Below are 22915 nucleotides of genomic sequence, written 5' to 3'. Positions count from 1 at the left end.
TTGACTGGGCGCGTGCAGACCGAGACCGCCCAAGCCGGGCTCTTCGCCCGGCTCGTCGAGATCGGGCGCGGTTCGGCCCGCGCCGGCGCGTCTCGCGGGACCGCGCCCGCGGATACGGCGTCTCCGGAGACGCTGTACGACCGGCACGGCGTGCTGGTGGTGCGGGTCGGCGACGTGGTGGTGAAGGCGCATCAGGCCGACCGTGAGCACGGGCCCCCGTTCCTCGGACGGATACGGCTCGCGGGCACGCTTCCGAGGATCGTCCTGGCGCCGCTCGGCCCGCCGCTCACCGTGGACGGCAGGACGGTCACGGTCTCCCCGTTCGGTGACCCGGTCGACCCGGACCACGAACTCCCGTGGGAAGAGGGCGCGCGGCTTCTGGCGGCCCTGCACTCCGAGGACGTCCCGGCGGACGCGCCGTCCTGGGGGCGTCCGACGCGCGTGGCGCGGCTCGTCTCGCGGCTGGGCGACGGCCCGGCCGAGGACGCCGTGCGGCGTGCGTTCGGCGCCCTTCCCGCCTGGATACGCGGCGAGGAGGACGAGCCCCCGGCTCGGGCGGAGCGCCTCGTCCACGGAGACTGGCACCTGGGCCAGATGGTCCGCCTCCAGGACGGGCGGTGGCGGCTCATCGACATCGAGGACATGGGCAGAGGCGACCCCGCCTGGGACCTCGCCCGCCCCGCGGCGCTGTTCTCCGCCGGGGTCCTGTACGCGGAGGAGTGGGCCCGGTTCCTGGACGCGTACCGGGCGGCGGGCGGCCCCGCGGTCCCCGCTCAGGGCGACCCTTGGACGAGCCTGGACATTCCCGCACGAAGTCTGGCGATCCAGATAGCCGCCACGTGCGTCTTAACCGCGGGGAGGGAAGATCGGACACTCGACGAGCCGGAGCAGGCGATGATCGACGCCTGCGTGAGAATATCCGCGGCGGGGGACGCGGCGTGACGTGGCGCGAAACCCGCCCTACCTTTAGCCTCTACCTGGGGATCCATACCGGAAGGACGACAAGGCGATGCACTGCCCTAAGTGTCGTGGCGTGATGCGGACCTACACCCGCAGCGGCGTCCACATCGAGCAATGTGACAGCTGCCGGGGCATCTTCCTCGACTACGGGGAGCTCGAGGCCCTGGCCCAGATGGAGGCGCAGTACCGGGCGGCGCCGCCGCCCGCCGCGGCACCGGGCTGGGGGGCGCCCGGCCCGGCGGTGCACCACCATCACCACGGCGGGCACCGCCGCCCGCACCACGGCAGCGTCTTCAACATGCTGTTCTCGACCTGACGTGTCCTCGTGCGGCCCGCCTCCGGCAGGAGGCGGGCCGCACGCATGCCGGGCACCCGCGTCACGCACACCCGGGTCACGTGCCCGCGCGCAGGTCACAGGCGCGGGTCGACGGGCTCGGACTCCAGCGCCAGCACGGCGAAGACCGCCTGGTGGACGCGCCACAGCGGTTCCCCGGCGGCGAGCCGGCCGAGCGCCTCGGCGCCGAGCGCGTGCTCGCGCATGGCCAGCGACCGCTTCCGGCCGAGCGACCGGCGGCGCAGCCGGTCGAGGTTCTCCGGCTCGGCGTAGTCCGGGCCGTAGATGATCCGCAGATACTCCGGTCCGCGGCACTTGAGGCCGGGCTGGATCTTCGCGCCGTCCGGCGGCGGGCCCAGCGGCTTGACGACCATGCCCTCGCCGCCCGCCGCGGTGAGCTCCTCCCACCACGCCGTGACGGCGGCCTCCGACTCCGCCGACCCCAGGTCGACGGTCACCGACTCCGTCGGCTGGACGAACCCGCTCCCGTCACCTTTTGCCAGCCGTTCCGCCACGGACATGTGCCATTCGTGGTCGCGTGCGTCCGCCCAGGCGGTTCCTTCTCCCGCGAGGATCTGGAACGGCGCGAACCGCAGGCCGGTCAGCCCGTCGACCGTCCAGCAGTACCGCGCGTAGGCGTCGCGGAACCGGGACGCGTTGGCGGTTCGCCGGTCGATGTGCTCGCGGAGGCCGCCGAGGTCGAGACCGCGCGCGTCCGCGCGCGCGAGAACGTCGGACGCCATCGGCAGGGCCGCACGGGCCGCGGCCCCCGTCGCCGCGTACTGGGTGCGGATGAGGTCCATGGCCTTGGCCGACCACGGCAGCAGTTCGCCGTCGATGACGAGCCATCCGGTGTCCAGCTCGTCCCAGAGACCGGCCGCGCCGATCGCCGCGCGGAGCCGGTCCAGGACCTCGTCCGTGCGGGACGCGTCGCGGAAGAACGACCGCCCGGTGCGGGTGAAGACGGCGCCGGTCGTCCCGTCGGCCACGCCGAAGCGCTCCGCGGCGACGGCCGCGTCGCGGCACACGACGGCGACGGCGCGGGAGCCCATGTGCTTCTCCTCGCACACGACGCGGGCGATCCCCTTGTCCCGGTAGGCGGCGAGCGCCTCGGCCGGGTGCTCCAGGTGTCCGGGCAGCGCCGAGGTGTCGGCGGGCGCCATGGTGGGCGGCAGGTAGACGAGCCAGCGCGGGTCCACGGCGAACCGGCTCATCACCTCCAGCGCGGCCATCGCGTTCTCCTCGCGGACGGCGACGCGGCCCATCAGGCGGGTCTCGACGCCCTGGTTGCCCAGCACGTCCGCGATGTTGAGGACGTCGTCCTCCCGTGGCCCGGCGGAGGTGCTCTCCAGCGGACGCGTCGGCTCGTACCAGACCTGCCGGGCCGGAACCGACACGAGCTCACGCTCCGGATAGCGCAGCGCGGTCAGCTTGCCGCCGAACACGGCGCCGGTGTCGAGGCAGATGGTGTTGTTGACCCATTCGGCGTCGGGGACGGGCGTGTGCCCGTACACGACCATGGCCTTGCCCCGGTAGTCGCGCGCCCACGGGTAGCGGACGGGAAGCCCGTACTCGTCGGTCTCCCCGGTGGTGTCGCCATAGAGCGCGAACGAGCGGACCCGTCCGGACGCGCGGCCGTGGTACTCCTCCTTCAGCCCCGCGTGGGCCACGACCAGGCGGCCGCGGTCCAGCACGTAGTGGCTGATGAGGCCGTCCATGAAGGCCAGCGCGCTCGCGCGGAAGCCGTCGTCCTCCGCGGCGAACTGCTCCAGGGAGTTCTCGAGGCCGTGCGTCACCCGCACCTTGCGTCCGCGCAGGGCACGGACGAGTTTCGCCTCGTGGTTCCCGGACACGCACAGCGCGTCACCGGCGGCGACCATGCCCATCGCCAGGCGCAGCACGCCCGGCGTGTCGGGCCCGCGGTCGACGAGGTCGCCGACGAAGACGGCGGTGCGCCCGCCGGGATGGTTCGCCCCCACGGCACGCCCCTCGGCGTCCCGCTCGATCTCGTAGCCGAGGCCGGTGAGGAGGTCCTCCAGCTCGGCGCGGCACCCGTGCACGTCGCCGATGACGTCGAACGGGCCGGTCAGCTCGCGCCTGTCGTTCCACGGCCTCTCGTGGACGATCGTCGCGGCGTCGATCTCCGCGGCGCCGGTCAGGACGTGGTGGCGGCGGAACGCGCGGCCCAGGTCCCGCATCCCGCGCCGCAGCTCGCGCCGCTGGCGCGGGATGACGTGCGGCGGCAGGTTCCGGTCGGGCCGGGCGGCGTTCCGCTCGGCGGCGAGGCTCTCGGGGACGTCCAGGACGATCGCGACGGACAGGACGTCGTGGTCCTTGGCGATCCGCAGCAGCGCCTGCCACGCCTTGGCCTGCACGTTCGTCGCGTCCACGACGGTCAGCAGCCCGCGCCGCAGCCGGGTGGCCACGATGAAGTGCAGCAGGTCGAACGCGTCGCCGGTCGCGGACTGGTCGTTCTCGTCGTCCGACACGACCCCGCGGCAGAAGTCGGACGAGACGACCTGCGTCGGCTTGAAGTGCTTGCGGGCGAAGTGGGACTTGCCCGACCCGGTCACGCCGACCAGGACGACGAGGCCCGTCTCCGGGACCCTGATCTCGGTCATCGGGTGAAAACCCCCATCTGGGTGGGCGCGCCGACCTCGGGGTCGTCGTCGCCGACGGGCACGTGGCGGACGCGGTAGCCGTGCTCGGCGGCGACCCGGTCCGCCCAGGCGCGGAACTCGGCCCGCGTCCATTCGAAGCGGTGGTCGGAGTGGCGCATCGCGCCCGGCGCGAGGCCCTCGTAGCGGACGTTGTGCTCGGCGTTCGGGGTCGTCACGACGACCACGCGCGGCGCGGCGTGGCCGAACACGACCCGCTCGACCGCGCCGAGGCGCGGCGGGTCGACGTGCTCGACGACCTCCATCAGCACGGCCGCCTCGTAGCCGGCGAACCGCTCGTCGGCGTAGGTCAGCGCGCCCTGGAAGACGTCCCGTACGCGGTCGCCGTCGCGGCGCGGCCGGTCGTCCCAGCGCAGCCGCCGCCAGGCGTGGCTGAGCGCGCGGTGGGAGACGTCCGCGCCGGCGATCTCGCTGAAGAAGTCGTCCTTGACGAGCAGCGAGAGCAGTTTCCCTGAGCCGCAGCCGAGGTCGATGACGCGCCGCGCGTTCTCGTCGCGCAACGCCTGCATCACCGACCGGAGACGGTGCTCCGCGAGGGAGACGGCCGTCTTCCCGTCCTGCGCCTCGTCCTGCGCCTCGTCCTCGCTGGGCGCGGGCTCCTCCTCGACCTGCACGGGGTCGAGTTCCTCTTCGGGCGCGTCCTCGGCGTCGGCGAGCCGGCCCAGCGCGGTGCGGACGAGCCCGCGCCGGTTGGCCAGGTAGCGGCGGGTGATGGCGCCGCGGTCGGGGTGCGCGGCGAGCCAGCCCTCCCCCGCCCGGATGAGCTTGTCCACCTCGTCCGGGGCCAGCCAGTAGTGCTTGGCGTCGTCCAGGACGGGCAGCAGGACGTACATCTGGTTGAGCGCGTCGGCGAGCCGCAGTGTCCCGGTCAGTGTGAGCGTCACGTACCGGGAGTCGCCCCAGTCGGGGAACTCCGGATCGAGCGGAACCGGCACCGCCGACACGTCCCAGCCCAGCGGGGCGAAGAACCGTTCGGCCTGCCCCGGCCCGCCCCTGCACGGCAGGGCCGGCAGGACGATTTCCAGCGGGATCGGCGTCTCCGCCAGTCCGGGACGCAGGTCGCACCGTCCGCGCATGGCGGTGCGGAAGACGTTGGCCATCGCGGACGCCAGCAGCGAGGACGCCGCGTAGGGCCGGTCGTTCACGTACTGGCCGAGTGAGAAGTCCGGCGTGCCTCTGCCGCGCGTGCGCACGAGCTTGACCGGGTCGACGTCCAGGAGCAGCGCCGCCGTGCAGCGCCGCTGGTCCGCGTCGGGGTAGAAGACGTGCGCCGTGCCGAAGGACTGCTCGAACCGCTGCACCCGTTCGGGATGCTTGTGCAGGAGGTAGCCCAGGTCGGTGGCCTGTTCCATGGTCGTGGTGATCGTCAGAAGCACGCCCCAAGTGTGGCGGACCCCGCCGGATCCCCCATCTCCTTTTTCGGGACGGACGCTCAGGGAACGGAAGGTCCCTTGACGAACCGCCCCTTCCGGTCATACGGCCAGCCGTTGATCCGGCAGCCCTTGAGGCCGAAGATCTGCTGCTGCATGACGGGGGCGAGTCGCCCGCGTCCGGGGCACGTCATGTGCCCGAATCCGAGGCGGTGGCCGACCTCGTGGTTGATCGTCAGCGCGTGGTAATGCTCGGGCTGGCCCCGGTAGTAGGTCGTCAGCAGCAGCCACCGCTTCAGGTTGACCACGACCTGCTTGCCCGCGCTGCAGTTCACCTTGCCCTCGGTCGTCATCCCGTAGGCGCCGCAGATCGTGTCGACGGTGCCGGGCGAGGCCAGCTTCACCACGAAGTCGTAGGCGCCCGAGTCGACGCGCTCGAACGCCAACCTGCCGCCGGCCGTCCACCCGCGCGGGTCGGCGAGGATGCCGTCGACGCTCCGCGCGAACGCCTCGGGGCTCTGCTTGAGACCGCCCTCGACCTCGACCATGTAACGCATGAGCTTGCCGTGCCCGTGCACCTTGCCGCTCGACGCGGGGCGGTGGAACTTCCCCGTCCCCTTCGCCGGGATGTACGGGGTGCGCTTCGGCTTGACGAGCGGCGGGTCGGACGGCTCCTCCTCCACCCGGGTGTCACCCCCGTGACCTGGGCGTCCGGCGGCGGACGTGCCGCGGGGCGGCTCCGCGCCCGGCCGGAGGGACCAGGCGACCGCCCCGCCGAGCCCGAGCACCAGCACGAGCGCGGTGACCCCGGCGACCGCCCCGCGTAACCGGGCCCGCCGCGCCCGCTCGAACTCCCGGTCGAGGTCCGGGAGCGCGCCGGGACGGGGACCGCGTCGTGATCGTGTGGGCTGCATGCCGCGCCAGCATGCCAGAAATGATCTTAAAAGGGTTTGCGGGCGGGTTCGCGGGGCCAGCAGAATCCGAGGCGACATGAGCAGACATCCCCGCCGGATGACCGCGCAGGAGACCGTGGCCATCCTCGAACGCGGCGACTACACGGCCCCTTCGGGCCGCACCGTCTCGATCGCCGGCGGCCTCGCCCGCGCCGTCGGGAGCACCGTCCTGTACCGGCCCGGCGAACTCGACGCGCTCCTCGGGCGGCTCTCCGCTGGCCCCGCCGCGGACGGCGGGACGCGCGTCGAGGTGACCGGCGAGACGACGCTCGCCGCCGCGCGCCGGCTGCGCGGCGGGGGGACAGTCCCGTTCGCGCTCAACTTCGCGTCCGCGAAGAATCCGGGCGGCGGCTTCCTCAACGGGGCGCACGCCCAGGAGGAGGGGCTCGCGCGCTCGTCCGGCCTCTACACGTCGCTGCTGTCGGCCAGGGAGTTCTACGACTTTCACCGCGCCCGGCGCCACCTCCTCTACAGCGACCACATGATCTACTCGCCCGGCGTTCCGGTGTTCCGGGACGACGCGGGGCGCCTGCTGGACGAGCCGTACGAGGTCGCGTTCCTGACGTCCCCTGCCCCGAACCGCGGAGCGATCCGGGATCCCGCCGAGGCCGAGCGCATTCCCGCCGTGCTGCGGCTGCGCGCACGCAAGGTCCTCGCCGTGGCGCTGGCCAACGGGCACGACCGGCTGGTGCTGGGCGCGTGGGGCTGCGGCGTGTTCCGCAACGACCCGGCGGAGGTCGCGGAGGCGTTCGCCGAGCCGCTGCGCCCGGGCGGGGAGTTCGCCGGGCGGTTCGAGCACGTCGTCTTCGCCGTGTGGGACACCGCGAAGGGCTCCCCCCGGCAGGCCGCCTTCGAGGACGCCTTCGCCTAGCCGGGGCGTTCCCCGTCCTCGACGTAGGAGGCGATGCCGCGGACGATGAGGTCGAGCCCGAACTCGAACCTGCCGTCGTCGTCGGCGTCCGTCAGCTCCTTCACCATCCCGGTGAGCACCGGGTAGCGGTCCGCCGGGAGGGCGGCGAAGTACTCCTTGAACTGCCCGAAGTACTCCTCGAAGAACGCGTGCGGGTCCTCGCCGGCGGGCGTCTTCGCGTAGTAGATCGTGCCCTCGACGGCATCGGCGTCGAGGAACATGCCGAGCGTGTCGACGGCCATGGCGGCGATCTTCTTCGGCACTCCGCCCGCGCGCATCAGCGCGAGCTGCGCCTCGGCGACGTCCAGCAGGTGGGGCCCGGTGGGGATGAGCCCCATCGACACCATCGCGATGTCGCGGTGCGAGACGTAGACGCGGCGGATCTCGCGCGCCAGGTCCTTCAGCTGCTCCTGCCAGCGCTCCGGGTCGGGGACGGGAAGCATGATGTCGGCCGCGACGCGGTCGAGCATCAGCTCGCGCAGCTCGTCCTTGCCCGAGACGTGGGCGTAGAGGGACGCGGGACCGGTGCCCAGTTCCTGGGCGACGCGGCGCATGGTGACGGCCTCCAGCCCCTCCGCGTCGAGGACGCGGATCGCCGTCTCGACGATGGCCTCCTGAGTGAGCGGCCGCCGCGGCGCCGCGGCCTTGCGGGGCCGGCGTCCGGGCGGCGTGGGCATGCCCGGTTCCGGGCGTGCGGTGGGCACGGCGGGACCTCCCAATCTCGCGATACATCTTGACACTCGCGAAACGCGATATATCTTCTCTATTGCCGAGAGAAGCACGGCTGACACGAACATCGTACTTGACACGAACGCCATTCGCCTTTAGAACAGTGTTCGCACTTACGAACTATGTTCCAAACGCTGGAGACCACCATGACCGAGACATTGACGTCCCCGGGGCGGGACACCGCGGAGGCGCCCTACCGCTGGCGCTGGCTCGCCCTCCTCGTGATCCTCGCCGGCGAGATCATGGACATGCTGGACGCGCTGATCACCAACATCGCGGCCCCCACGATCCGGGCCGAACTGGGCGGATCGGCCGCCACCATCCAGTGGCTCGCCGCCGGCTACACGCTGTCCATGGCGGTCGGGCTCATCACCGGCGGCCGCCTCGGCGACCTCTACGGGCGCCGGCGGATCTTCCTCATCGGCGCCGCCGGCTTCACGGCCGGCTCGCTGCTGTGCGGCGTCGCCGTCTCCCCCGGCATGCTGATCGGCGCCCGCGCCATGCAGGGCCTGTTCGGCGCGCTGATGCTGCCGCAGGGCATCGGGATGATCAAGCAGATGTTCGCGGCGAAGGAGATGGGCGCCGCGTTCGCCATGTTCGGGCCGGTGATGGGCCTGTCGTCGGTCGGCGGCCCGGTGCTGGCCGGCTGGCTGATCGACGCCGACCTCTTCGGCACCGGCTGGCGGATGATCTTCCTGATCAACCTGCCGCTCGGCATCGCCGCCGTGCTGGCCGGGCTGAAGTTCCTGCCCGCCGGGCGCGCCGAGCACGCCTCCCGCCTCGACCTCACCGGCGCGGCCCTCGCGTCCCTCGGCGCCGGGCTGCTGATCTACCCGCTCGTCCAGGGCCGCGAGCACGACTGGCCGCTCTGGACGTTCCTGATGATGGCCGCCTCCCTCGCCGTCTGGGGCGTCTTCACCTGGTACGAGATCCGCAAGCAGCGCGCCGGCGGCGACCCGCTGATCGTCCCCAGCCTGTTCCGCAAGCGCGCCTTCACCGGCGGACTCGTCGTCGGCCTGGTGTTCTTCTCCGGCATGGCGGGCATCGCCCTGGTGCTGGCCCTGTTCTTCCAGCTGGGGCTCGGCTACTCGCCGCTGAAGGCGGGCCTCGCGCAGATCCCCTGGTCGGCCGGCATCATCATCGGGTTCGGCGCCATGCAGGCCGTGCAGCGCTTCGGCCGCAAGGTGATCCACGCGGGCGCCGTCATCATGGCCGCCGGCATCGCCGGGCTCTACGCCACGCTGCAGTACGCCGGCACCGACGTCACCCCGTGGCAGCTCATCCCCGCCCTGACCGTCACCGGCATCGGCATGGGCCTGCTGATGGGGCCGTTCTTCGACACCGTCCTCGCCGGCGTCGAGCCCGCGGAGACCGGCTCGGCGGGCGGCACCCTCACCGCCGTCCAGCAGCTCGGCAGCGCGCTCGGCGCCGCCGTCCTCGGCACGATCTTCTTCGGGCTGCTCGGCGGGCACGTGGCGGCCGCCGCCGACGACGGCGCGCCCGCGCTGCGCCGCGACCTCGCCGCCGCGTCCGTGCCCGCCGCGCTGCGGGACGGCATCGTGGCCGGCCTGCGCGACTGCGGCCACGACCGCGCCACCGCCAAGGACGCCGCCGCCGTCCCCGCGTCCTGCCACCGGCTGCAGGACGCCGTCGAGGGCGCCGTCGCCGCGGCACCGGCGTCGGCGCCGGCCGTCCAGAAGGCGGTCGCCGCGGCCGGGGAGCACTCCGCCAAGGTCGGCTTCAGCGACGCCATGAAGACCACACTCGGGGTCGAGATCGGGATCCTCGGCCTGACGTTCCTGGCGACGTTCCTGCTGCCGATGCACGCGCGTCCGGAGGAGGAGACCGCCTGAGCGGACGGACGAGGCCCGCGGCCGGGGAACGTCCCCCACCGCGGGCCTTCGCCGTGTCAGACCTTGCTGAGAACCTCCGCGGCCAGCAGCTCCACGTGGTCCAGGTCGTGCATGTCGAGGACCTGCAGGTAGATCCGCTCGGCGCCCAGCTCGCCGAACCGGCCGATCTTGTCGACCAGCTCGCCGGGCGTCCCGGCCAGGCCGTTGTCGCGCAGCTCGGACACCTCCCGCCCGATCGCGTCCGCGCGGCGCTTGATCTCGGCCTCGTCCCGGCCGCAGCAGACGACCTGGGCGGCGGAGTAGACGAGCGGCTTCGTCCGGCCCGCGTCCGCGCACGCCGCGCGGACCCGGCCGAACGCCTCACCGGTGTCCGCCACCTGGTGGAACGGGACGTTGTACTCGTCGGCGAACCGGGCCGCCAGCCGCGGCGTCCGCTTCGCCCCGAACCCGCCGATGATGATCGGCGGGCCGCCCGCCTGGGCGGGCTTCGGCAGCGCGGGCGACTCGGTCAGCGTGTAGTGGTCGCCGCTGAACGAGTAGGTCTCCCCCGCCGGCGTCCCCCACAGCCCGGCGAGGATCTCCAGCTGCTCCTCGAACCGCTCGAACCGCTCCCCCAGACTCGGGAACGGGATGCCGTAGGCGGCGTGCTCCTGGTCGAACCAGCCCGTCCCGAGCCCGAGGTCGACGCGGCCGCCGCTCATCTGGTCGACCTGCGCGACCGAGATGGCGAGCGGCCCCGGGTGCCGGAACGTCGCCGCCGTGACCAGCGTGCCGAGCCTGATCCGGCTGGTCTCCCGGGCCAGCGCGCCCAGCGTGATCCAGGAGTCGGTCGGCCCCGGCTCGCCGGTCACGTCCCCCATCTTGACGAAGTGGTCGGAACGGAAGAACGCGTCGAAACCGAGGTCCTCGGCCGCCTTGGCGACCGCCAGCTGTGTTTCGTAGCTCGCCCCCTGCTGGGGCTCAGTGAAGATCCGAAGACGCATGACCCCATCCTCGTACCCGCCGGCCACCGGTCGCACCACCGGGTCAGCGACGCTCCGTGATCGCCGTGCGGACCACCGCGGTGTTGTTCGCCTCGTCCGGGTCGAGGGCCGGCGACACCGCCTTCCAGGACGCCTCCAGCACCGCCCCCGCCCGGACGTCCTCCCGCGGCACGGCCGTGAGGCGCAGCGTCCGCGTCTCGCCCGCCCGGAGCGGGCCGACCGAGCACCCGTAGGCGCGGCCGTGCGGCACGCACGCGGTGTCCCGCCCGACGAGCCTGATCGGCCCCCGCGACTCGACGGCCACGTTCTCGGCCGCGGCCGGGCCCAGGTTGCCGACCCGCAGCACGTACGAGATCTCCGCGCCCCTCCGGGCCGTCGCCGGAGCCTCCTTCGCCAGCGCCAGATCGGCGGTCCGCGCGACGCGCACGACCGGGAACCCGCGGGTGGCGTGCGCCCTGCCCCAGGTCGCCGTCCCGCGCAGCCCGATCTCCTCCCCCGGCTCGGCGCGCCTGGTGACCTTCGCCTTGATCACGCCGGTGGCCCTCTCGCCCTTCGCGACGGCCCCGAGACGGCACACGACCTTCCGCCCGTCCGCCCTGCAGCGCTTCCCGCCGGACACGAACGCCAGCGACTTCGGCAGCGTCGTCCTGAACACCGCCTTGCCGGACTTTCCCCGCCCCTCGGCGGTCACCGTGAACGACCACGCGTAGACCCGCCCGGGCACGACGGCCCGCCGCGGACTCTCCGTCCGCAACACGACCCCCGGCCCCTCCGACTTGGCATGCACCTTCGGCTTCACGTGCGGCTTCGGCTTGGCGTGAGCCTTCGGTTCCGCATGCGCCTTTGGCTTGGCGTGCGCCTTTGGCTTGGCATGCGCCTTTGGCTTGGCATGCGGCCTCGGCTTGGCATGCGGCCTCGGCTTCGCGTGCGGCTTCGGCTTGGCGTGGGCCTTCTTGGGCTTCTTGTGTGCTTGCGGTCTGCCGTGTGCTTTCGGCTTGGCGTGCGGATCGGGCTTCGGGTGGGTTCTGGGTCTGGGCGCCGGGGCGGAGGCGCTCCCCCTGTCTCCCTTGTGCGCGGACGGGCCGGGGCCGTCGGCGTACGCCGCCGCCGGTGCCGCGCCCAGCAGCGGTACGGCGGCCAGTAGCGCCAGACCGCGCCCCTTGAATGTCCAGACCATGATGAGACCCCCTGTGGCCTGCGGATTCCTTGCGGACACGTCCGTTGTAGCGATCCCCGAACCGGCCACCTAGCGCCCCGTCGGCGTGTCGTCACAGACAGTGACAGTTACGTCACGCTGAAGTGCGAACCTGTCCAATTTGCTGCGCTGTAAAGGGCAGAACCTGTTGAATCGGCCAAAACTGGTCCCCCCGACCCATGGAGTTGACATGGCTGTCTTCGGCGTCGACTACGCGTGGGGACGCCCCGGCGTCACCGCGCTGAGGCGAGCCGGGGTGAAGTTCGCGTGCCGCTACCTGTCGCACGACACGACCGGCAAGAACCTGACCCGCGCCGAGGCCGACGACCTGTCCGACGCCGGGATCTGGGTCGTGGTCGTCTGGGAGTCCACCGCGAAGCGCCCGCTCGCCGGACGCTCCGCGGGAGTGACGGACGCCAGGGACGCCGCCGCGCAGGCGACGGCCTGCGGCATGCCGGACGACCGTCCCATCTACTTCGCCGCCGACTGGGACGCCTCCGCCTCCCAGCAGGACGAGATCAACGCCTACCTGGACGGCGCCGCGAGCGTCATCGGCCGCGACCGGGTCGGCCTCTACGCCGGGTACGGCCCGACGAAGCGCGCGTTCGACGCCGGGAAGATCACCTACGGCTGGCAGACGTACGCCTGGTCCGGCGGCCGCTGGGACGCCCGCGCGCAACTCCAGCAGTACTCCAACGACCACACCATCAACGGCGTCGGCGTCGACTACGACCGCGCCGTCAAGAGCGACTACGGGCAGTGGCGCGTCGGCGTCTCGCCCGAGGGAGTGGACGACATGCCCGACTACGTGTCCGTCGGCGCCGACGCCGAGCAGCAGATTCCCCCCGGCAAGTGGACGAACGTCACCTGGGACCGCGAGTACTCCGACAGCGAGCACCAGCACAACGACCCGGGCGGCCCCAGCCTGCTGACCGGGTCCGCCCGGTACAGCCTGACGGTCGCCGCGACCGTCGGCGGCGTCCCCGCGGGCACCCTCGTCCAGGCCCGCGTCGTCGAGGTCGAGATCGAGGACACGAGCAAGTTCGAGGTCGGCCCCGTCCAGGACTTCCTCTCGGTCGGCGACACCACCAACCTGGTGTACGCCCTGTCCGCCGACACCGTCCGCTCCGGCCACCGGGTGCGTTTCCAGCTCGTCCAGCACGGCGGCTCCGCGGCGACCCTCAAGGACGGCAGCGCCAAGGTCTTCTTCTGGCGGTGAATCGGCCGTCCTGGACCGGCGGTCAGAAGTCGTCGTTGATGTACGGGGCCAGCGGGACGGACAGGGCGGCGGTCAGACGGGCCGCACTGCCCGGGGCGTGTTCGGTCATGGCGCCGATCCGGGTGAGGGCGGCCGGGGTGGTGCCGCCCAGGTAGGTGGCGGCCAGGTCGGCGGCGGTCAGCGTCAGATCGGGCGCGTCCGTCGTCCGGTCGCACGCCGGGCTCGGGCCGGTGGTGAGGCGCCAGCGGCCCGAGTTGGACGGGATGCGGGCGTCCTCGATCTCCAGGACGAAGGCGTCCTCGGCCGCCCACGAACGGGCCCGCAACGCGGCCGGGACGTCGATCAGGCGGAGCCACAGCGCGCCGTAGTTCTCCTTGACGGCGACCTGGTCGGGGTCGGCGGCCATGTGCGGGAGCAGGTCGTCCACGGGACGGGTCGGCGCGTGGACGCGGGTCGTCAGGTCGATCGACGCCAGGTAGCGCCAGAGGGCTGCTTCGACCTGCGGGGTCTCGGCCACGAGCTCGACGACCCTGATCGTCTGCTGCCCGTTGGCGCGGTAGACGGCGTAGCCGGCGGGGTGGGCCACGACGCGCGGTTCGGTGAAGCCCGGGGCCTCCACGTCGACCGAGCGCAGGATGCCGCGCGTCCACCATTCGGGGTCGCGGACGAGGCCGCCCGGCCGGGCGGCGAGGCCGCGCCTGTGGATCGGGTCGAGGATCCCGGGGGCCGAGGCGATGTCGATCAGGCGGAGGGGCCGGTCGTCGGGCGTCGTGCGGAGGTCCAGCGGACGGGACGTGTCGACCTCCAGCCCGATCGCGCGGGTGGCGAGGCCGAAGCCGTAGCGGCCGTAGATGGCGCCCTGGGACGCCCACAGCGCGGCCACCGGGCGGTCAGCGGCGATCGCGTCGGCGTGCATGCGGGCCATCAGGGACGTGAGGACGCCCTGGCGGCGATGGGTGGGCAGCACGCCGACGAAGGTGACCGCCGAGCAGTCGAGGAACGCGCCCGGCACCGCGAGGCGCATCGGGAGCGCCGCCAGTTGGCCGGCCAGGGTGCCGCCGTCGTAGGCGCCCAGGCGCTCGGCGCGGCGCGGCTTCCAGGAGTCCAGCTCGTTGTCGTCGGCGCGGACGTGGAACACCAGTCCGGCGAAGTCGACCATGCGGCCGGCGTCGGATTCCGGCACGTCCCTGATCTCGATCATGCGTCCACCGTATGCCGGGGCCGCAACCGGATTTCTCAGCCCCTGACCAGCACCGCCAAGCACTCCACGTGCTGGGTCATCGGGAAGGCGTCGAAGGCGCGCAGGGTCTCCAGGGTCCAGCCGCGCTCGCTGAAGTAGCCGAGGTCGCGGGCCAGGGTGGCCGGGTCGCAGGACACATAGGCGATCTTGCGGCCGGCGAGGCGGGTGATGTGCTCGACGACGTCGCGGCCCGCGCCGGTGCGGGGCGGGTCGAGGACGACGAGGTCGGCGCCGCGGACGCGCTCGCCGCGGTGGTGGCCGCCGCCGCGCTTGTTCTGCGTGCGGGACGAGCTGGTCGCGCGGCCGAACTCCAGGTCGGCGACGATCTCCTCGACGGGGCCGCGCTCGATCGACACGTTCGGGAGGTCGCGCAGGTTGTAGCGGGCGTCGCGGACGGCCTGGCCGTCCGACTCGACGCCGACGACGAGGCCGTCCGGGCCGATGCGGTCGGCGAGGACGCCGGCGAACAGGCCGACACCGCAGTACAGGTCGAGGGCGATGTCGCCGGGCTTCGGTTCGAGGGCGTCCAGCACGGCGTCGGCGAGGAGCCGCGCGGCGCCCGGGTGGACCTGCCAGAAGCCGCTGCCGCTGACCTGGTACAGCCGCCCGGAGACCTCTTCGCGGACGTACGGGAGCGCGCTGCCGGGCTCCGGCTTGCCGCGGACGAGCCGGACCGGGACGTCCAGCCGCGGCACCTTGATCTTGCGGCGGTCGCGGCCGCGCAGCACGACGAGGCGGTCGCCGGTGGTGGCGGAGACGATGCCCTCGACGCCCGTGGCGCCCGGCCAGCGCTTGCGCTCGATGCCCATCAGCTCGACGCCCGGGTGGGCGATCAGGCATTCGTCGATGGGCTCGATGTCGTGGGAACGGTGCCTGCGCAGGCCGACGGCGCCGGACGCGACGGAGAACTGCACGCGGGTGCGCCAGCCGAGGCCGGGCGGCGGCGCCACCTCGGAGTCGACCGGGTACGGGACCTCCTCGACGGTCACCGTGCGGGTGATCCCGGCGAGGCGCTGGAGCTGCTCCTCCACCACGGCGGCCTTGAGGGCGCGCTGGGCGGGCAGCGAGGCGTGCTGCCAGTCGCAGCCGCCGCAGCGGCCGGGCCCGGCGAACGGGCACGGCGGCTGGACGCGGTCCGGGGACGCCTCGATGATCTCGACGGCGTCGGCGCGGAGGAAGTTCTTGGTGCGGTCGGTGACGCGGGCCCTCACCCGTTCGCCGGGCAGGGCGTGCCGGACGAAGACCACGCGGCCCTCGTGCCGGGCGACGCAGAAACCGCCGTTGGCGACGTTGCCGACCTCCAGTTCGAGGACGTCGGGTTCGAGTTCAGTCACGATCCGAAACACTACCGGCACCGGGGGGCGTCCCGGTCCGCGGCGGACGCCGGGACGAGCCGGGCCCGGGCGGCTCGACCCGTCCCTTGAGCCGGTCGGAGGACTGCAGCTGCCAGGCGACGCTCGTCACCATGACGCCCGGCTGGAACAGCAGCCGCCCCTTCAGCCGCAGCGCGCTCTGGTTGTGCAGCAGCTGCTCCCACCAGTGGCCGACGACGTACTCGGGGATGAACACGGTGACGACGTCGCGGGGGCTGCGCCGCCGGACGTTCTTGACGTAGGCGAGGACGGGCCGGGTGATCTCCCGGTACGGCGAGTCGAGGATCTTCAGCGGGACGGGGATGTCGAGGGCGTCCCACTCCTCCTGGAGCCGCCGGGACTCCTCGGCGTCCACCGCGACGGTCACCGCCTCCAGCGTGGAGGGACGGGTGGCGCGCGCGTAGGCGAGCGCCCGCAGCGTCGGCTTGTGGATCTTGGAGACGAGCACGATGCCGTGGTTGCGGGCGGGCAGCGCGACGTCCTCGCCGGAGGGCACCAGCTCCTCGGCGATCCGGTCGTAGTGCCTGCGGATGGCCTTCATCAGCAGGAACAGCAGCGGCATCGCGATGCACACGATGTAGGCGCCGAGCGCGAACTTGGTGATCAGCACGACGACGAGGACGATGCCGGTGAGGGTGGCGCCGAACGCGTTGATGCCGCGGGAGGACTTCATCCGGCGGCGCTGCGCCGCGTCCTCCTCGGTGGCGAGCAGCCGGTTCCAGTGCCGCACCATGCCGACCTGGCTGACGGTGAACGACACGAAGACGCCGACGGTGTAGAGCGGGATCAGCCGGCTGACGGACGCGTCGTAGGCGTAGATCAGCAGCCCGGCCATGGTGGCGAGGATGATGATGCCGTTGCTGTAGGCGAGCCGGTCGCCGCGGGTGTGCAGCTGGCGCGGCAGGTAGCGGTTCTGCGCGAGCACCGAGCCGAGCACCGGGAACCCGTTGAACGCGGTGTTGGCGGCGAGGAACAGGATCAGCGCGGTCATCGCGGTGACCAGCGCGAAGCCGGGGGTGAAGTTGCTGAACACGGTGTGCGCCACCTGCGCGATCACCGGGTCGGCGTCGGTGACGGCCTTGCCGGTGGACGGGTCGACCAGGTGGCTGCCCTGGTCGGGTTCGGCGAACTTGGCGTCGGTGATGTAGGCGAACGCGGTCACGCCGCCGAACAGGGTCATCGCGACGAGCCCGAGCGCGAGCAGGGTGGTGGCGGCGTTCTCGCCCTTCGGCTTGCGGAACGCGGGCACCCCGTTGCTGATCGCCTCGACGCCGGTGAGCGCGGCGCAGCCGGACGAGAACGCCCGCAGCAGCAGGAAGACCAGCGCGAACCCGGCGAGGTCCGTCTCGTCGCCGCGGACCTCGAAGTGCGCGGTCTCGGCCTCCAGGTCGGTGCCCGCGACCAGCCTGACCAGGCCCCACGCCAGCATGCTGAAGACGGCGAACATGAACAGGTAGGTGGGGATCGCGAAGGCGACGCCCGCCTCCTTGAGGCCGCGCAGGTTGCCGAGCGTGAGCAGGACGACGATGCCGATCGCGACGACGACCTCGTGCGGCTGCATGAACTTCAGCAGCGCGCCGAGGTTCTCGACGCCGGACGACACCGACACCGCGACGGTCATGACGTAGTCGACCAGCAGCGCGCTCGCCACCACGACGCCCCAGTTGTCGCCGAGGTTGGTGGTGGCGACCTCGAAGTCGCCGCCGCCGCTCTGGTAGGCCCGGACGTTCTGCCGGTAGGAGGCGACCACGGTGAGCAGGATCACCACCACGGCCGCGGCCACCCAGGGGGTGTAGTGGTACATCACGAGACCGCCCGCGCCGAGCGCGAGCAGGATCTCCTGCGGGGCGTACGCCACCGAGGACAGCGCGTCGCTGGCGAAGATCGGCAGGGCGATCCGCTTCTTCAGCAGCTGCTCGTGTTGCTGGGAGCTGCTCAGCGCGCGGCCGAGCAGCAGCCGCTTCGTCAGGTCCGGAACCTTCGACACGGAAGGAGAGCCTAGCCCTCGGCGCGAGCGCGGTTCTCCCGCCCTGCCGCCCGCCGGGGGGCCGGGCCGGGTAGTACTCGCCTGGGTGGATGTGTAGGTTTGCAGCCCGGCAGGGATCATTGACGGAAAACGGTCCTCGGGCACGGCACGGCGGCGGCGGCGCAGCGACGGATGCCGGGCACGCGCGGGGGGTACAGGGGGAACGTCCCCTGGACGGAAGAGGGAACGGCCGTGCATATCGTGATCATGGGATGCGGGCGGGTCGGCTCGACGCTCGCCCACATCCTGGAGGACAAGGGCCATTCGGTGGCCATCATCGACCAGAGCCCGGAGGCGTTCCGCCGGCTGCGCAGCGGGTTCCGGGGCCGCCGCATCACGGGGTTCGGGTTCGACCGCGAGGTGATCGCCGAGGCGGGCATCGAGCGGGCGTCCGCGTTCGTGGCCGTCAGCAGCGGCGACAACTCCAACATCATCTCCGCGCGGGTGGCGCGCGAGACGTTCGGCGTCGACAACGTGGTGGCCCGGATCTACGATCCGCGCCGCGCCGAGGTGTACCAGCGGCTCGGCATCCCCACGGTCGCGACCGTCCGGTGGACGGCCGACCAGATCCTGCGGCGGCTGCTGCCGGAGGGCGCCGAGCCGCTGTGGCGCGACCCGACCGGCGCGGTCGTCCTCGCCGAGCTGGACTCCGGGCACCTGTGGGTCGGCGCGAAGGTCGGTGCGCTGGAGGAGCACGCGGACACCCGGGTGGCGTTCCTGTCCCGGATGGGCGAGGCGTTCGTCCCCCAGCGGGACACGGTGATCCAGGACGGCGACATCGTGCACATCATGGCGAACGCCGAGGAGCTGGAGCGCGTCAACGCCGCCGTGGCGGCGCGGAACGGGGAGGACGCCTGATGCGGGTCGCGATCGCCGGGGCCGGCGCGGTGGGCCGCTCCATCGCGCAGGAGCTGCTGGAGAACGGGCACGAGGTGCTCCTGATCGACAAGAACCCCAAGGCCATCAAGGTCGAGATGGTGCCGCGCGCGGAGTGGCTGCTCGCCGACGCGTGCGAGATATCGGCCCTGGACGACGCGGCGCTGGAGCGCTGCCAGGTGGTGGTCGCCTCGTCCGGCGACGACAAGGTCAACCTGGTCGTGTCGCTGCTGGCCAAGACCGAGTACGGGGTGCCGCGCGTGGTGGCGCGGATCAACCACCCGAACAACGAGTGGCTGTTCAACGAGTCGTGGGGCGTGGACGTGGCCGTGTCCACGCCGCGGCTGCTGTCGGCGCTCGTGGAGGAGGCCGTCAGCGTCGGCGACCTCGTCCGGCTGATGACGTTCCGGCAGGGCGAGGCGAACCTGGTCGAGCTGACGCTGCCGGAGGACGCGCCGCTCGGCGGGCAGCGGGTCGGGTCGGTGGCCTGGCCGCGCGACACCGCGCTCGTGGCGATCCTGCGGGAGGGGCGGGTGCTGGTCCCCTCGCCCGACGACACCCTCGAACCGGGCGACGAGCTGATGTTCGTGGCCAGCCAGGACGTGGAGGACGAGCTGGCCGCCCTCCTCGGTGGACGCTAGCGGCGGGACCCGCCTGGCCGGACGGTCAGGCGGGTTCCTCGCGGTCGATCGGGGTGCGGCCGCGGGCGAGCAGCGCCACCATGGCGGCCAGCGCGGCGACCTGCAGCGGCCAGCCCATCACGATCTTGGCGGTGCCGAGCAGGCCGCTCTGGTCGCCGTCCGCGAGGTAGATCGGGTACTGCACGGCGACGCGCGCCACGCAGGGCAGCACCAGCAGCCAGGTGAGCCGGGAGCACAGCCGCACGATGCCGCGGTCGGCGCGCCACTCGGTCGGGTCGCCGGTGACCGAGCCGATGATGAAGCCGACGACCGGCCAGCGCACCGCGATCGAGAAGATCATCGCGGCGCCGTAGCCGGCGTTGAGCAGGATGCCGGGCAGGAAGGCGTTCTCGGCCTTGCCCGAGCGCAGCGCGAAGAACGCGGCGATCCCGATGCCGACGAGGCTGTTCAGCACGAACTGCGGGCTGGAGCGCTGCGCGATCCGGACGATCAGCAGCACCACCGCCGCGCCGACACCGGCCGCGACGGCGAGCTTGATGTTCTCCACCGCGACGTAGGTGCCGGTGAAGGCGATCGTGGGGACGGCGGCCTCCAGCATGCCGCGGACGCCGCCGAGCGCCTTGTTGAGCTGGGCGCGGACGGCCGCCTCGACGGTGTCGTGCGCGGCGGTCTCCCGCCCGGTGCCCGCCGTCGTCTCGCTCACGCCGCCGTCTCGCTCACACTGTGGCCCACGCCGTCGTCCCGCCCACCTGTTCAGGAGCCGCCGCGCAGCTCGTATCGCGGATTGAACATCACCTTGCGGCCGTCCTGCACGCTGACCAGCCCCTCGGCGCGCAGCCGGCGGCCCGGGTCGATGCCGGCGATCTTGCGGCGGCCGAGCCAGACCAGGTTGACCACGTCGGTGCCGTCGTAGAGCTCGGCCTCCAGCGCGGGCGCGCCGCCCCGCGGACGCAGGGTGACGGTACGTAGCGTACCCGCCACGCAGTGCCGCTGGCGCGCGGCGCAGTCGGTGATCGGTGTCGCGCCCTCGTCGCCGGTGGTCTTCTGCAGTTCCTCGGCCTCGAGCTCGGCGTTGCCGGCCGTCATGCGCCGCAGGAGGCGCCGCAGGCCGCGCTTGCCGTCGCCGCGTCCGCCGGGATCCGTCCGGGGAGGGGTTCCGGCCGAAACCTCGTCCATACCTCGAAGCGTATGACATCCAAGGACGAATCGACCCCCCGCCCCGCGCCCCCGGCGACGAGTTCCGGCCGCGGCCGCGACCCGCCGCGCGCCCGCGGGCGGCGGAGCGCGCACCGCCTACGCCTGGCGGCGCCGGAACCGGGCGGCGGCCATCGCGGAAAAGTAGCCGATCTCCGGGACGTTCATCCGGCGGGCGGCGAGGAGGTAGAGCGCGCCGCCGCCGAGGCCGCCGACGGCGAGGGCGAGCAGCGCGGGGGCGCGGTCGCCCGGCAGCCGGCCGGACGCCCGGACGACCGCCGCCGCGAACGCCAGCGCGGGCAGCGCGGCCGGGTGCAGCCGGGTCAGCGCGCGCAGGATGCGGCGGCCGTCCATGCCGCCGAGCCGCCTGCGCAGGACGAGCGCGGCGCCGGTCGCCCCCACCAGGTAGAACAGGCCATAGGCGGCGGGAAGGCCGACCACGACCTGCCGTGCCGGGACGAACGCCAGGAGCGCGAACGCCGTCCCGGCCTCCGGATGGCCCGCGGCGGCGGTCGCCCGGTCCCCGGCGCGCGTGGCGACGTTCGCGGTGACGAGGACGCCGAGCTGCGCGACGACGATGTAGAGCAGCATCCACGTCGCGGTGCGGGCGGCCTCGCCGAGCCCGGACCCGCGCAGGTCGAGGCGCGGGCGCCAGCGGAACCCGGCGGACCGCAGCATCCAGACGAGGGCGCCGCTCTGCGCGACCGTCATGACGGCGCTGGAGTGCGCGACGCCCGGCGGGGCGGCCTGGGCGGCGCCGCCGATCTCGTCGCCCTCGGGGGCCTGCCGGTCGGCGGGACCCGGGTCGCCGACGTCGCCGGGGTCGCGGACCGGCACGAGGCCCGGCTCGGGCCGGCCGGGCGGCTCCGCGCGCTCCGCCTCGTCGAAGACCCCCGGCATGAGGATCCGGCGCTTGCCGGACTCGTCCATCGGCACCACCCCCGGACGCGCCAGTATGCCCGCACGGGAGGGCCCCCTCGCCGGCCGGACGGCCGGGGAGGGGCCCCCGTGCGGGCCGGTGTCAGCGGAGGGCGGCCTCCACGGCCGGGACGCGGATCGTGCGGCGGGTCGCCCCGTACGCCGTCGCACCGGTCAGCACGGCGGCGAGGGCGGCGACCGCGAGGTACGTCCAGACGTCGCCGTCGGGGACGGCGGAGGCGCGGCGGGCGAGCCCGAACGGCACGATCGTGAAGACGGACGCGACCGTCCCGACGAGCACGCCCGTCACGGTCAGCACCGCCGACTCCAGCGCCACCGCGGCGAGCACCTGGCGCGGGGTGGCGCCGGCGAGCCGGGTCTGGCCGAACTCGCGGCGCCGGTCCGCGGTGGCCGCGACCAGCGTGTTGACCAGCATGATCGCGGTGAACAGCACCACCATGCCGATGACGACGAAGTTGAGCGTCTCGATGCTCTTCTGCTCGGCCGTCTTGGCGAGCCCGGCCGCGTCCATCGCCGCGTTCTCGGTGGCCTGGAGGAACAGCGTGCCGACGGCCGTCGCGACGAACAGGATGACCGGGGTGACCGCGGACGCGAGGGCGCCCGTCCGGCGCCGCATCGTGGCCGCCGCGAGGCCGCCCGGCGCGCCGCCGAGCGCGCGCAGCGGCCCGGCCGCCAGGGCCGTCACCCGGCGCATGATCGCCGGCGCCAGCAGCGCCAGCCCGATCCCGGCGAAGATGTCGGCCTGCCCGGACGTCGCCATCGCGTCGCTGCCCGCGCCGTCCATCACCGTGACCGTGATGATCGCCTCGAAGGCGGCGAGCAGCAGGAACACCGCCGCGAACACGATCCGCTTCCGGCTCAGCCGCGCGTCGTCGGTGGCTGCCGCCGCCATCGACTCCGCCACCCGGACGCGGACGGCGCGCCGCGCGGTGATCAGCGCGGCGGCGACCGCGGACACCAGCGTGACCGCGATCCCCATCGACAGCGCGACCGGCCCGAAGTGGTAGCCGATCCCCGCGGGGACCTGGCCGGTGCCGTGCAGCAGCCCGAGCAGAGCCCGTCCGGCCGGGATCGCGGGGACGACCGCGAGCAGCGCCGCGGCCACGGCCAGCCCGGCCGCCTCGCCGACGATCATCCGGCCGAGCTGCGCGGGGGTCGCGCCGGCGCTCTTCAGCAGCGCCAGTTCCGCCGCCCGCTGCCGGACCGACAGGGTCAGCGTGGAGGCGACCGCGAAGACCACCAGCAGCAGCCCCCAGCCGCCGACCACGATCGCCATCGTCGACAGCGTCTCCGCGGCCTCCCCGGTCGCGCCGCTCCCCTCCGCCGTGTCGAGCATCGACGCGAACGCCATGATCATCGTCGCGCCGAGGAACATCGCGAGGAACGCCGCCGTGAAGGCGCTCGCGCGCCTGCGCAGCGAGCGCAGTGCCAGAGCGAACATG

At 73.1% G+C, this 22915-nt stretch carries 19 protein-coding genes and 1 pseudogene; 7 read left to right on the top strand and 13 right to left on the bottom strand.

Annotated elements, in window-relative coordinates; all coding sequences use genetic code 11:
• Nucleotides 1-12 precede the first annotated feature (12 nt).
• Together SM611_RS07010 and SM611_RS07005 are read left to right on the top strand one after the other, a co-directional pair.
• Entirely contained in the window at nucleotides 13-942 is a 930-nt protein-coding gene (locus tag SM611_RS07010; RefSeq protein ID WP_371948165.1) for a phosphotransferase family protein, read from the top strand.
• A 67-nt stretch (nucleotides 943-1009) separates the two neighbouring features.
• Nucleotides 1010-1276 carry a TFIIB-type zinc ribbon-containing protein gene (locus SM611_RS07005; RefSeq protein WP_371948164.1) on the top strand — a complete coding sequence of 89 codons (267 nt, stop codon included), beginning with the start codon at nucleotides 1010-1012 and terminating at the stop codon, nucleotides 1274-1276.
• Between the two features lie 95 nt (nucleotides 1277-1371).
• Here SM611_RS07005 and SM611_RS07000 read toward each other — a convergent pair whose 3' ends face one another.
• Genes SM611_RS07000 through SM611_RS06990 form a run of 3 tightly spaced genes read right to left on the bottom strand, consistent with a single transcriptional unit; the run spans nucleotide 1372 to nucleotide 6256 of the window.
• Complete coding sequence (locus SM611_RS07000; protein WP_371948163.1) at nucleotides 1372-3915, bottom strand: polynucleotide kinase-phosphatase; 2544 nt, start codon at nucleotides 3913-3915, stop codon at nucleotides 1372-1374.
• Nucleotides 3912-5348, bottom strand: coding sequence for a 3' terminal RNA ribose 2'-O-methyltransferase Hen1 (locus SM611_RS06995; protein ID WP_371948161.1), 1437 nt, complete (start codon nucleotides 5346-5348; stop codon nucleotides 3912-3914). Before SM611_RS06995 ends, SM611_RS07000 begins: the two co-directional genes overlap by 4 nt.
• Nucleotides 5349-5404: 56 nt before the next feature.
• On the bottom strand, nucleotides 5405-6256 hold the full coding sequence (locus SM611_RS06990) for a DUF3152 domain-containing protein (RefSeq protein WP_371948159.1): 852 nt from the start codon (nucleotides 6254-6256) through the stop codon (nucleotides 5405-5407).
• Nucleotides 6257-6332: 76 nt separating this feature from the next.
• Between SM611_RS06990 and SM611_RS06985 the strand changes: the two genes are divergently transcribed.
• Nucleotides 6333-7166, top strand: a complete 834-nt coding sequence (locus SM611_RS06985) for a TIGR02452 family protein (protein WP_371948158.1) — start codon at nucleotides 6333-6335, stop codon at nucleotides 7164-7166.
• Here SM611_RS06985 and SM611_RS06980 read toward each other — a convergent pair.
• Nucleotides 7163-7909 carry a TetR/AcrR family transcriptional regulator gene (locus SM611_RS06980; RefSeq protein WP_371948157.1) on the bottom strand — a complete coding sequence of 249 codons (747 nt, stop codon included), beginning with the start codon at nucleotides 7907-7909 and terminating at the stop codon, nucleotides 7163-7165. The two genes, SM611_RS06985 and SM611_RS06980, sit on opposite strands and share 4 nt — an antisense overlap.
• A gap of 171 nt (nucleotides 7910-8080) precedes the next feature.
• Here SM611_RS06980 and SM611_RS06975 point away from each other — a divergent pair, with 171 nt between their 5' ends.
• Nucleotides 8081-9787 (top strand): MFS transporter, encoded by a 1707-nt coding sequence (locus tag SM611_RS06975; RefSeq protein ID WP_371948156.1) that lies wholly within the window; start codon nucleotides 8081-8083, stop codon nucleotides 9785-9787.
• 56 nt (nucleotides 9788-9843) lie between these two features.
• Here SM611_RS06975 and SM611_RS06970 read toward each other — a convergent pair whose 3' ends face one another.
• Both SM611_RS06970 and SM611_RS06965 read right to left on the bottom strand, forming a co-directional pair.
• Nucleotides 9844-10770 carry an LLM class F420-dependent oxidoreductase gene (locus SM611_RS06970; RefSeq protein WP_371948155.1) on the bottom strand — a complete coding sequence of 309 codons (927 nt, stop codon included), beginning with the start codon at nucleotides 10768-10770 and terminating at the stop codon, nucleotides 9844-9846.
• Nucleotides 10771-10813: 43 nt separating this feature from the next.
• Nucleotides 10814-11569: a hypothetical protein gene (locus tag SM611_RS06965; RefSeq protein WP_371948154.1), complete on the bottom strand. Its 756-nt coding sequence runs from the start codon at nucleotides 11567-11569 to the stop codon at nucleotides 10814-10816.
• A gap of 586 nt (nucleotides 11570-12155) precedes the next feature.
• Between SM611_RS06965 and SM611_RS06960 the strand changes: the two genes are divergently transcribed.
• Complete coding sequence (locus SM611_RS06960; RefSeq protein WP_371948152.1) at nucleotides 12156-13184, top strand: glycoside hydrolase domain-containing protein; 1029 nt, start codon at nucleotides 12156-12158, stop codon at nucleotides 13182-13184.
• A gap of 22 nt (nucleotides 13185-13206) precedes the next feature.
• Here SM611_RS06960 and SM611_RS06955 read toward each other — a convergent pair whose 3' ends face one another.
• The 3 genes from SM611_RS06955 to SM611_RS06945 are packed head-to-tail and all read right to left on the bottom strand — an operon-like array spanning nucleotide 13207 to nucleotide 17784.
• On the bottom strand, nucleotides 13207-14385 hold the full coding sequence (locus SM611_RS06955; protein ID WP_371948150.1) for a GNAT family N-acetyltransferase: 1179 nt from the start codon (nucleotides 14383-14385) through the stop codon (nucleotides 13207-13209).
• Between the two features lie 35 nt (nucleotides 14386-14420).
• Nucleotides 14421-15758, bottom strand: coding sequence for a class I SAM-dependent RNA methyltransferase (locus SM611_RS06950; protein WP_371948148.1), 1338 nt, complete (start codon nucleotides 15756-15758; stop codon nucleotides 14421-14423).
• A complete protein-coding gene (locus tag SM611_RS06945; RefSeq protein ID WP_371948146.1) occupies nucleotides 15751-17784 on the bottom strand; it encodes an APC family permease in 2034 nt (677 codons plus the stop codon). Before SM611_RS06945 ends, SM611_RS06950 begins: the two co-directional genes overlap by 8 nt.
• 231 nt (nucleotides 17785-18015) lie before the next feature.
• Here SM611_RS06945 and SM611_RS06940 point away from each other — a divergent pair, with 231 nt between their 5' ends.
• The gene (locus tag SM611_RS06940) at nucleotides 18016-18681 is read left to right on the top strand and encodes a potassium channel family protein (RefSeq protein WP_371948144.1); all 666 of its coding nucleotides are present in this window, start codon (nucleotides 18016-18018) and stop codon (nucleotides 18679-18681) included.
• A complete protein-coding gene (locus SM611_RS06935; RefSeq protein WP_371948143.1) occupies nucleotides 18681-19340 on the top strand; it encodes a potassium channel family protein in 660 nt (219 codons plus the stop codon). Before SM611_RS06940 ends, SM611_RS06935 begins: the two co-directional genes overlap by 1 nt.
• A gap of 25 nt (nucleotides 19341-19365) precedes the next feature.
• Here the strand turns inward: SM611_RS06935 and SM611_RS06930 are convergent, their stop codons facing one another.
• The 4 genes and pseudogenes from SM611_RS06930 to SM611_RS06915 form a co-directional block, all read right to left on the bottom strand.
• The gene (locus SM611_RS06930; protein WP_371948141.1) at nucleotides 19366-20043 is read right to left on the bottom strand and encodes a DUF3159 domain-containing protein; all 678 of its coding nucleotides are present in this window, start codon (nucleotides 20041-20043) and stop codon (nucleotides 19366-19368) included.
• Nucleotides 20044-20093: 50 nt separating this feature from the next.
• On the bottom strand, nucleotides 20094-20516 hold the full coding sequence (locus SM611_RS06925; RefSeq protein ID WP_371948139.1) for an OB-fold nucleic acid binding domain-containing protein: 423 nt from the start codon (nucleotides 20514-20516) through the stop codon (nucleotides 20094-20096).
• A 477-nt stretch (nucleotides 20517-20993) separates the two neighbouring features.
• Nucleotides 20994-21239, bottom strand: a pseudogene (locus SM611_RS37605) (murein biosynthesis integral membrane protein MurJ); the annotation flags it as partial.
• Between the two features lie 316 nt (nucleotides 21240-21555).
• Nucleotides 21556-22914, bottom strand: a complete 1359-nt coding sequence (locus SM611_RS06915; protein ID WP_371948135.1) for an FtsX-like permease family protein — start codon at nucleotides 22912-22914, stop codon at nucleotides 21556-21558.
• Nucleotide 22915: the final 1 nt, after the last annotated feature.

It is taken from the genome of Actinomadura monticuli (genome assembly GCF_041463655.1).
In the GTDB taxonomy this organism is placed as follows: domain Bacteria; phylum Actinomycetota; class Actinomycetes; order Streptosporangiales; family Streptosporangiaceae; genus Spirillospora; species Spirillospora monticuli.
This window is presented reverse-complemented; position numbering and strand designations above follow the sequence as displayed.

What these genes read in the sequence shown, in the direction of transcription:
- SM611_RS06960 (WP_371948152.1), top strand. Translation starts at nt 12,156, where the DNA reads ATGGCTGTCTTCGGCGTCGACTACGCGTGGGGACGCCCCGGCGTCACC.
- SM611_RS06975 (WP_371948156.1), top strand. Translation starts at nt 8,081, where the DNA reads ATGACCGAGACATTGACGTCCCCGGGGCGGGACACCGCGGAGGCGCCC.
- SM611_RS06990 (WP_371948159.1), bottom strand. Translation starts at nt 6,256, where the DNA reads ATGCAGCCCACACGATCACGACGCGGTCCCCGTCCCGGCGCGCTCCCG.
- SM611_RS06925 (WP_371948139.1), bottom strand. Translation starts at nt 20,516, where the DNA reads ATGGACGAGGTTTCGGCCGGAACCCCTCCCCGGACGGATCCCGGCGGA.
- SM611_RS06915 (WP_371948135.1), bottom strand. Translation starts at nt 22,914, where the DNA reads ATGTTCGCTCTGGCACTGCGCTCGCTGCGCAGGCGCGCGAGCGCCTTC.
- SM611_RS07005 (WP_371948164.1), top strand. Translation starts at nt 1,010, where the DNA reads ATGCACTGCCCTAAGTGTCGTGGCGTGATGCGGACCTACACCCGCAGC.
- SM611_RS06970 (WP_371948155.1), bottom strand. Translation starts at nt 10,770, where the DNA reads ATGCGTCTTCGGATCTTCACTGAGCCCCAGCAGGGGGCGAGCTACGAA.
- SM611_RS07000 (WP_371948163.1), bottom strand. Translation starts at nt 3,915, where the DNA reads ATGACCGAGATCAGGGTCCCGGAGACGGGCCTCGTCGTCCTGGTCGGC.
- SM611_RS06985 (WP_371948158.1), top strand. Translation starts at nt 6,333, where the DNA reads ATGAGCAGACATCCCCGCCGGATGACCGCGCAGGAGACCGTGGCCATC.
- SM611_RS06935 (WP_371948143.1), top strand. Translation starts at nt 18,681, where the DNA reads ATGCGGGTCGCGATCGCCGGGGCCGGCGCGGTGGGCCGCTCCATCGCG.
- SM611_RS06955 (WP_371948150.1), bottom strand. Translation starts at nt 14,385, where the DNA reads ATGATCGAGATCAGGGACGTGCCGGAATCCGACGCCGGCCGCATGGTC.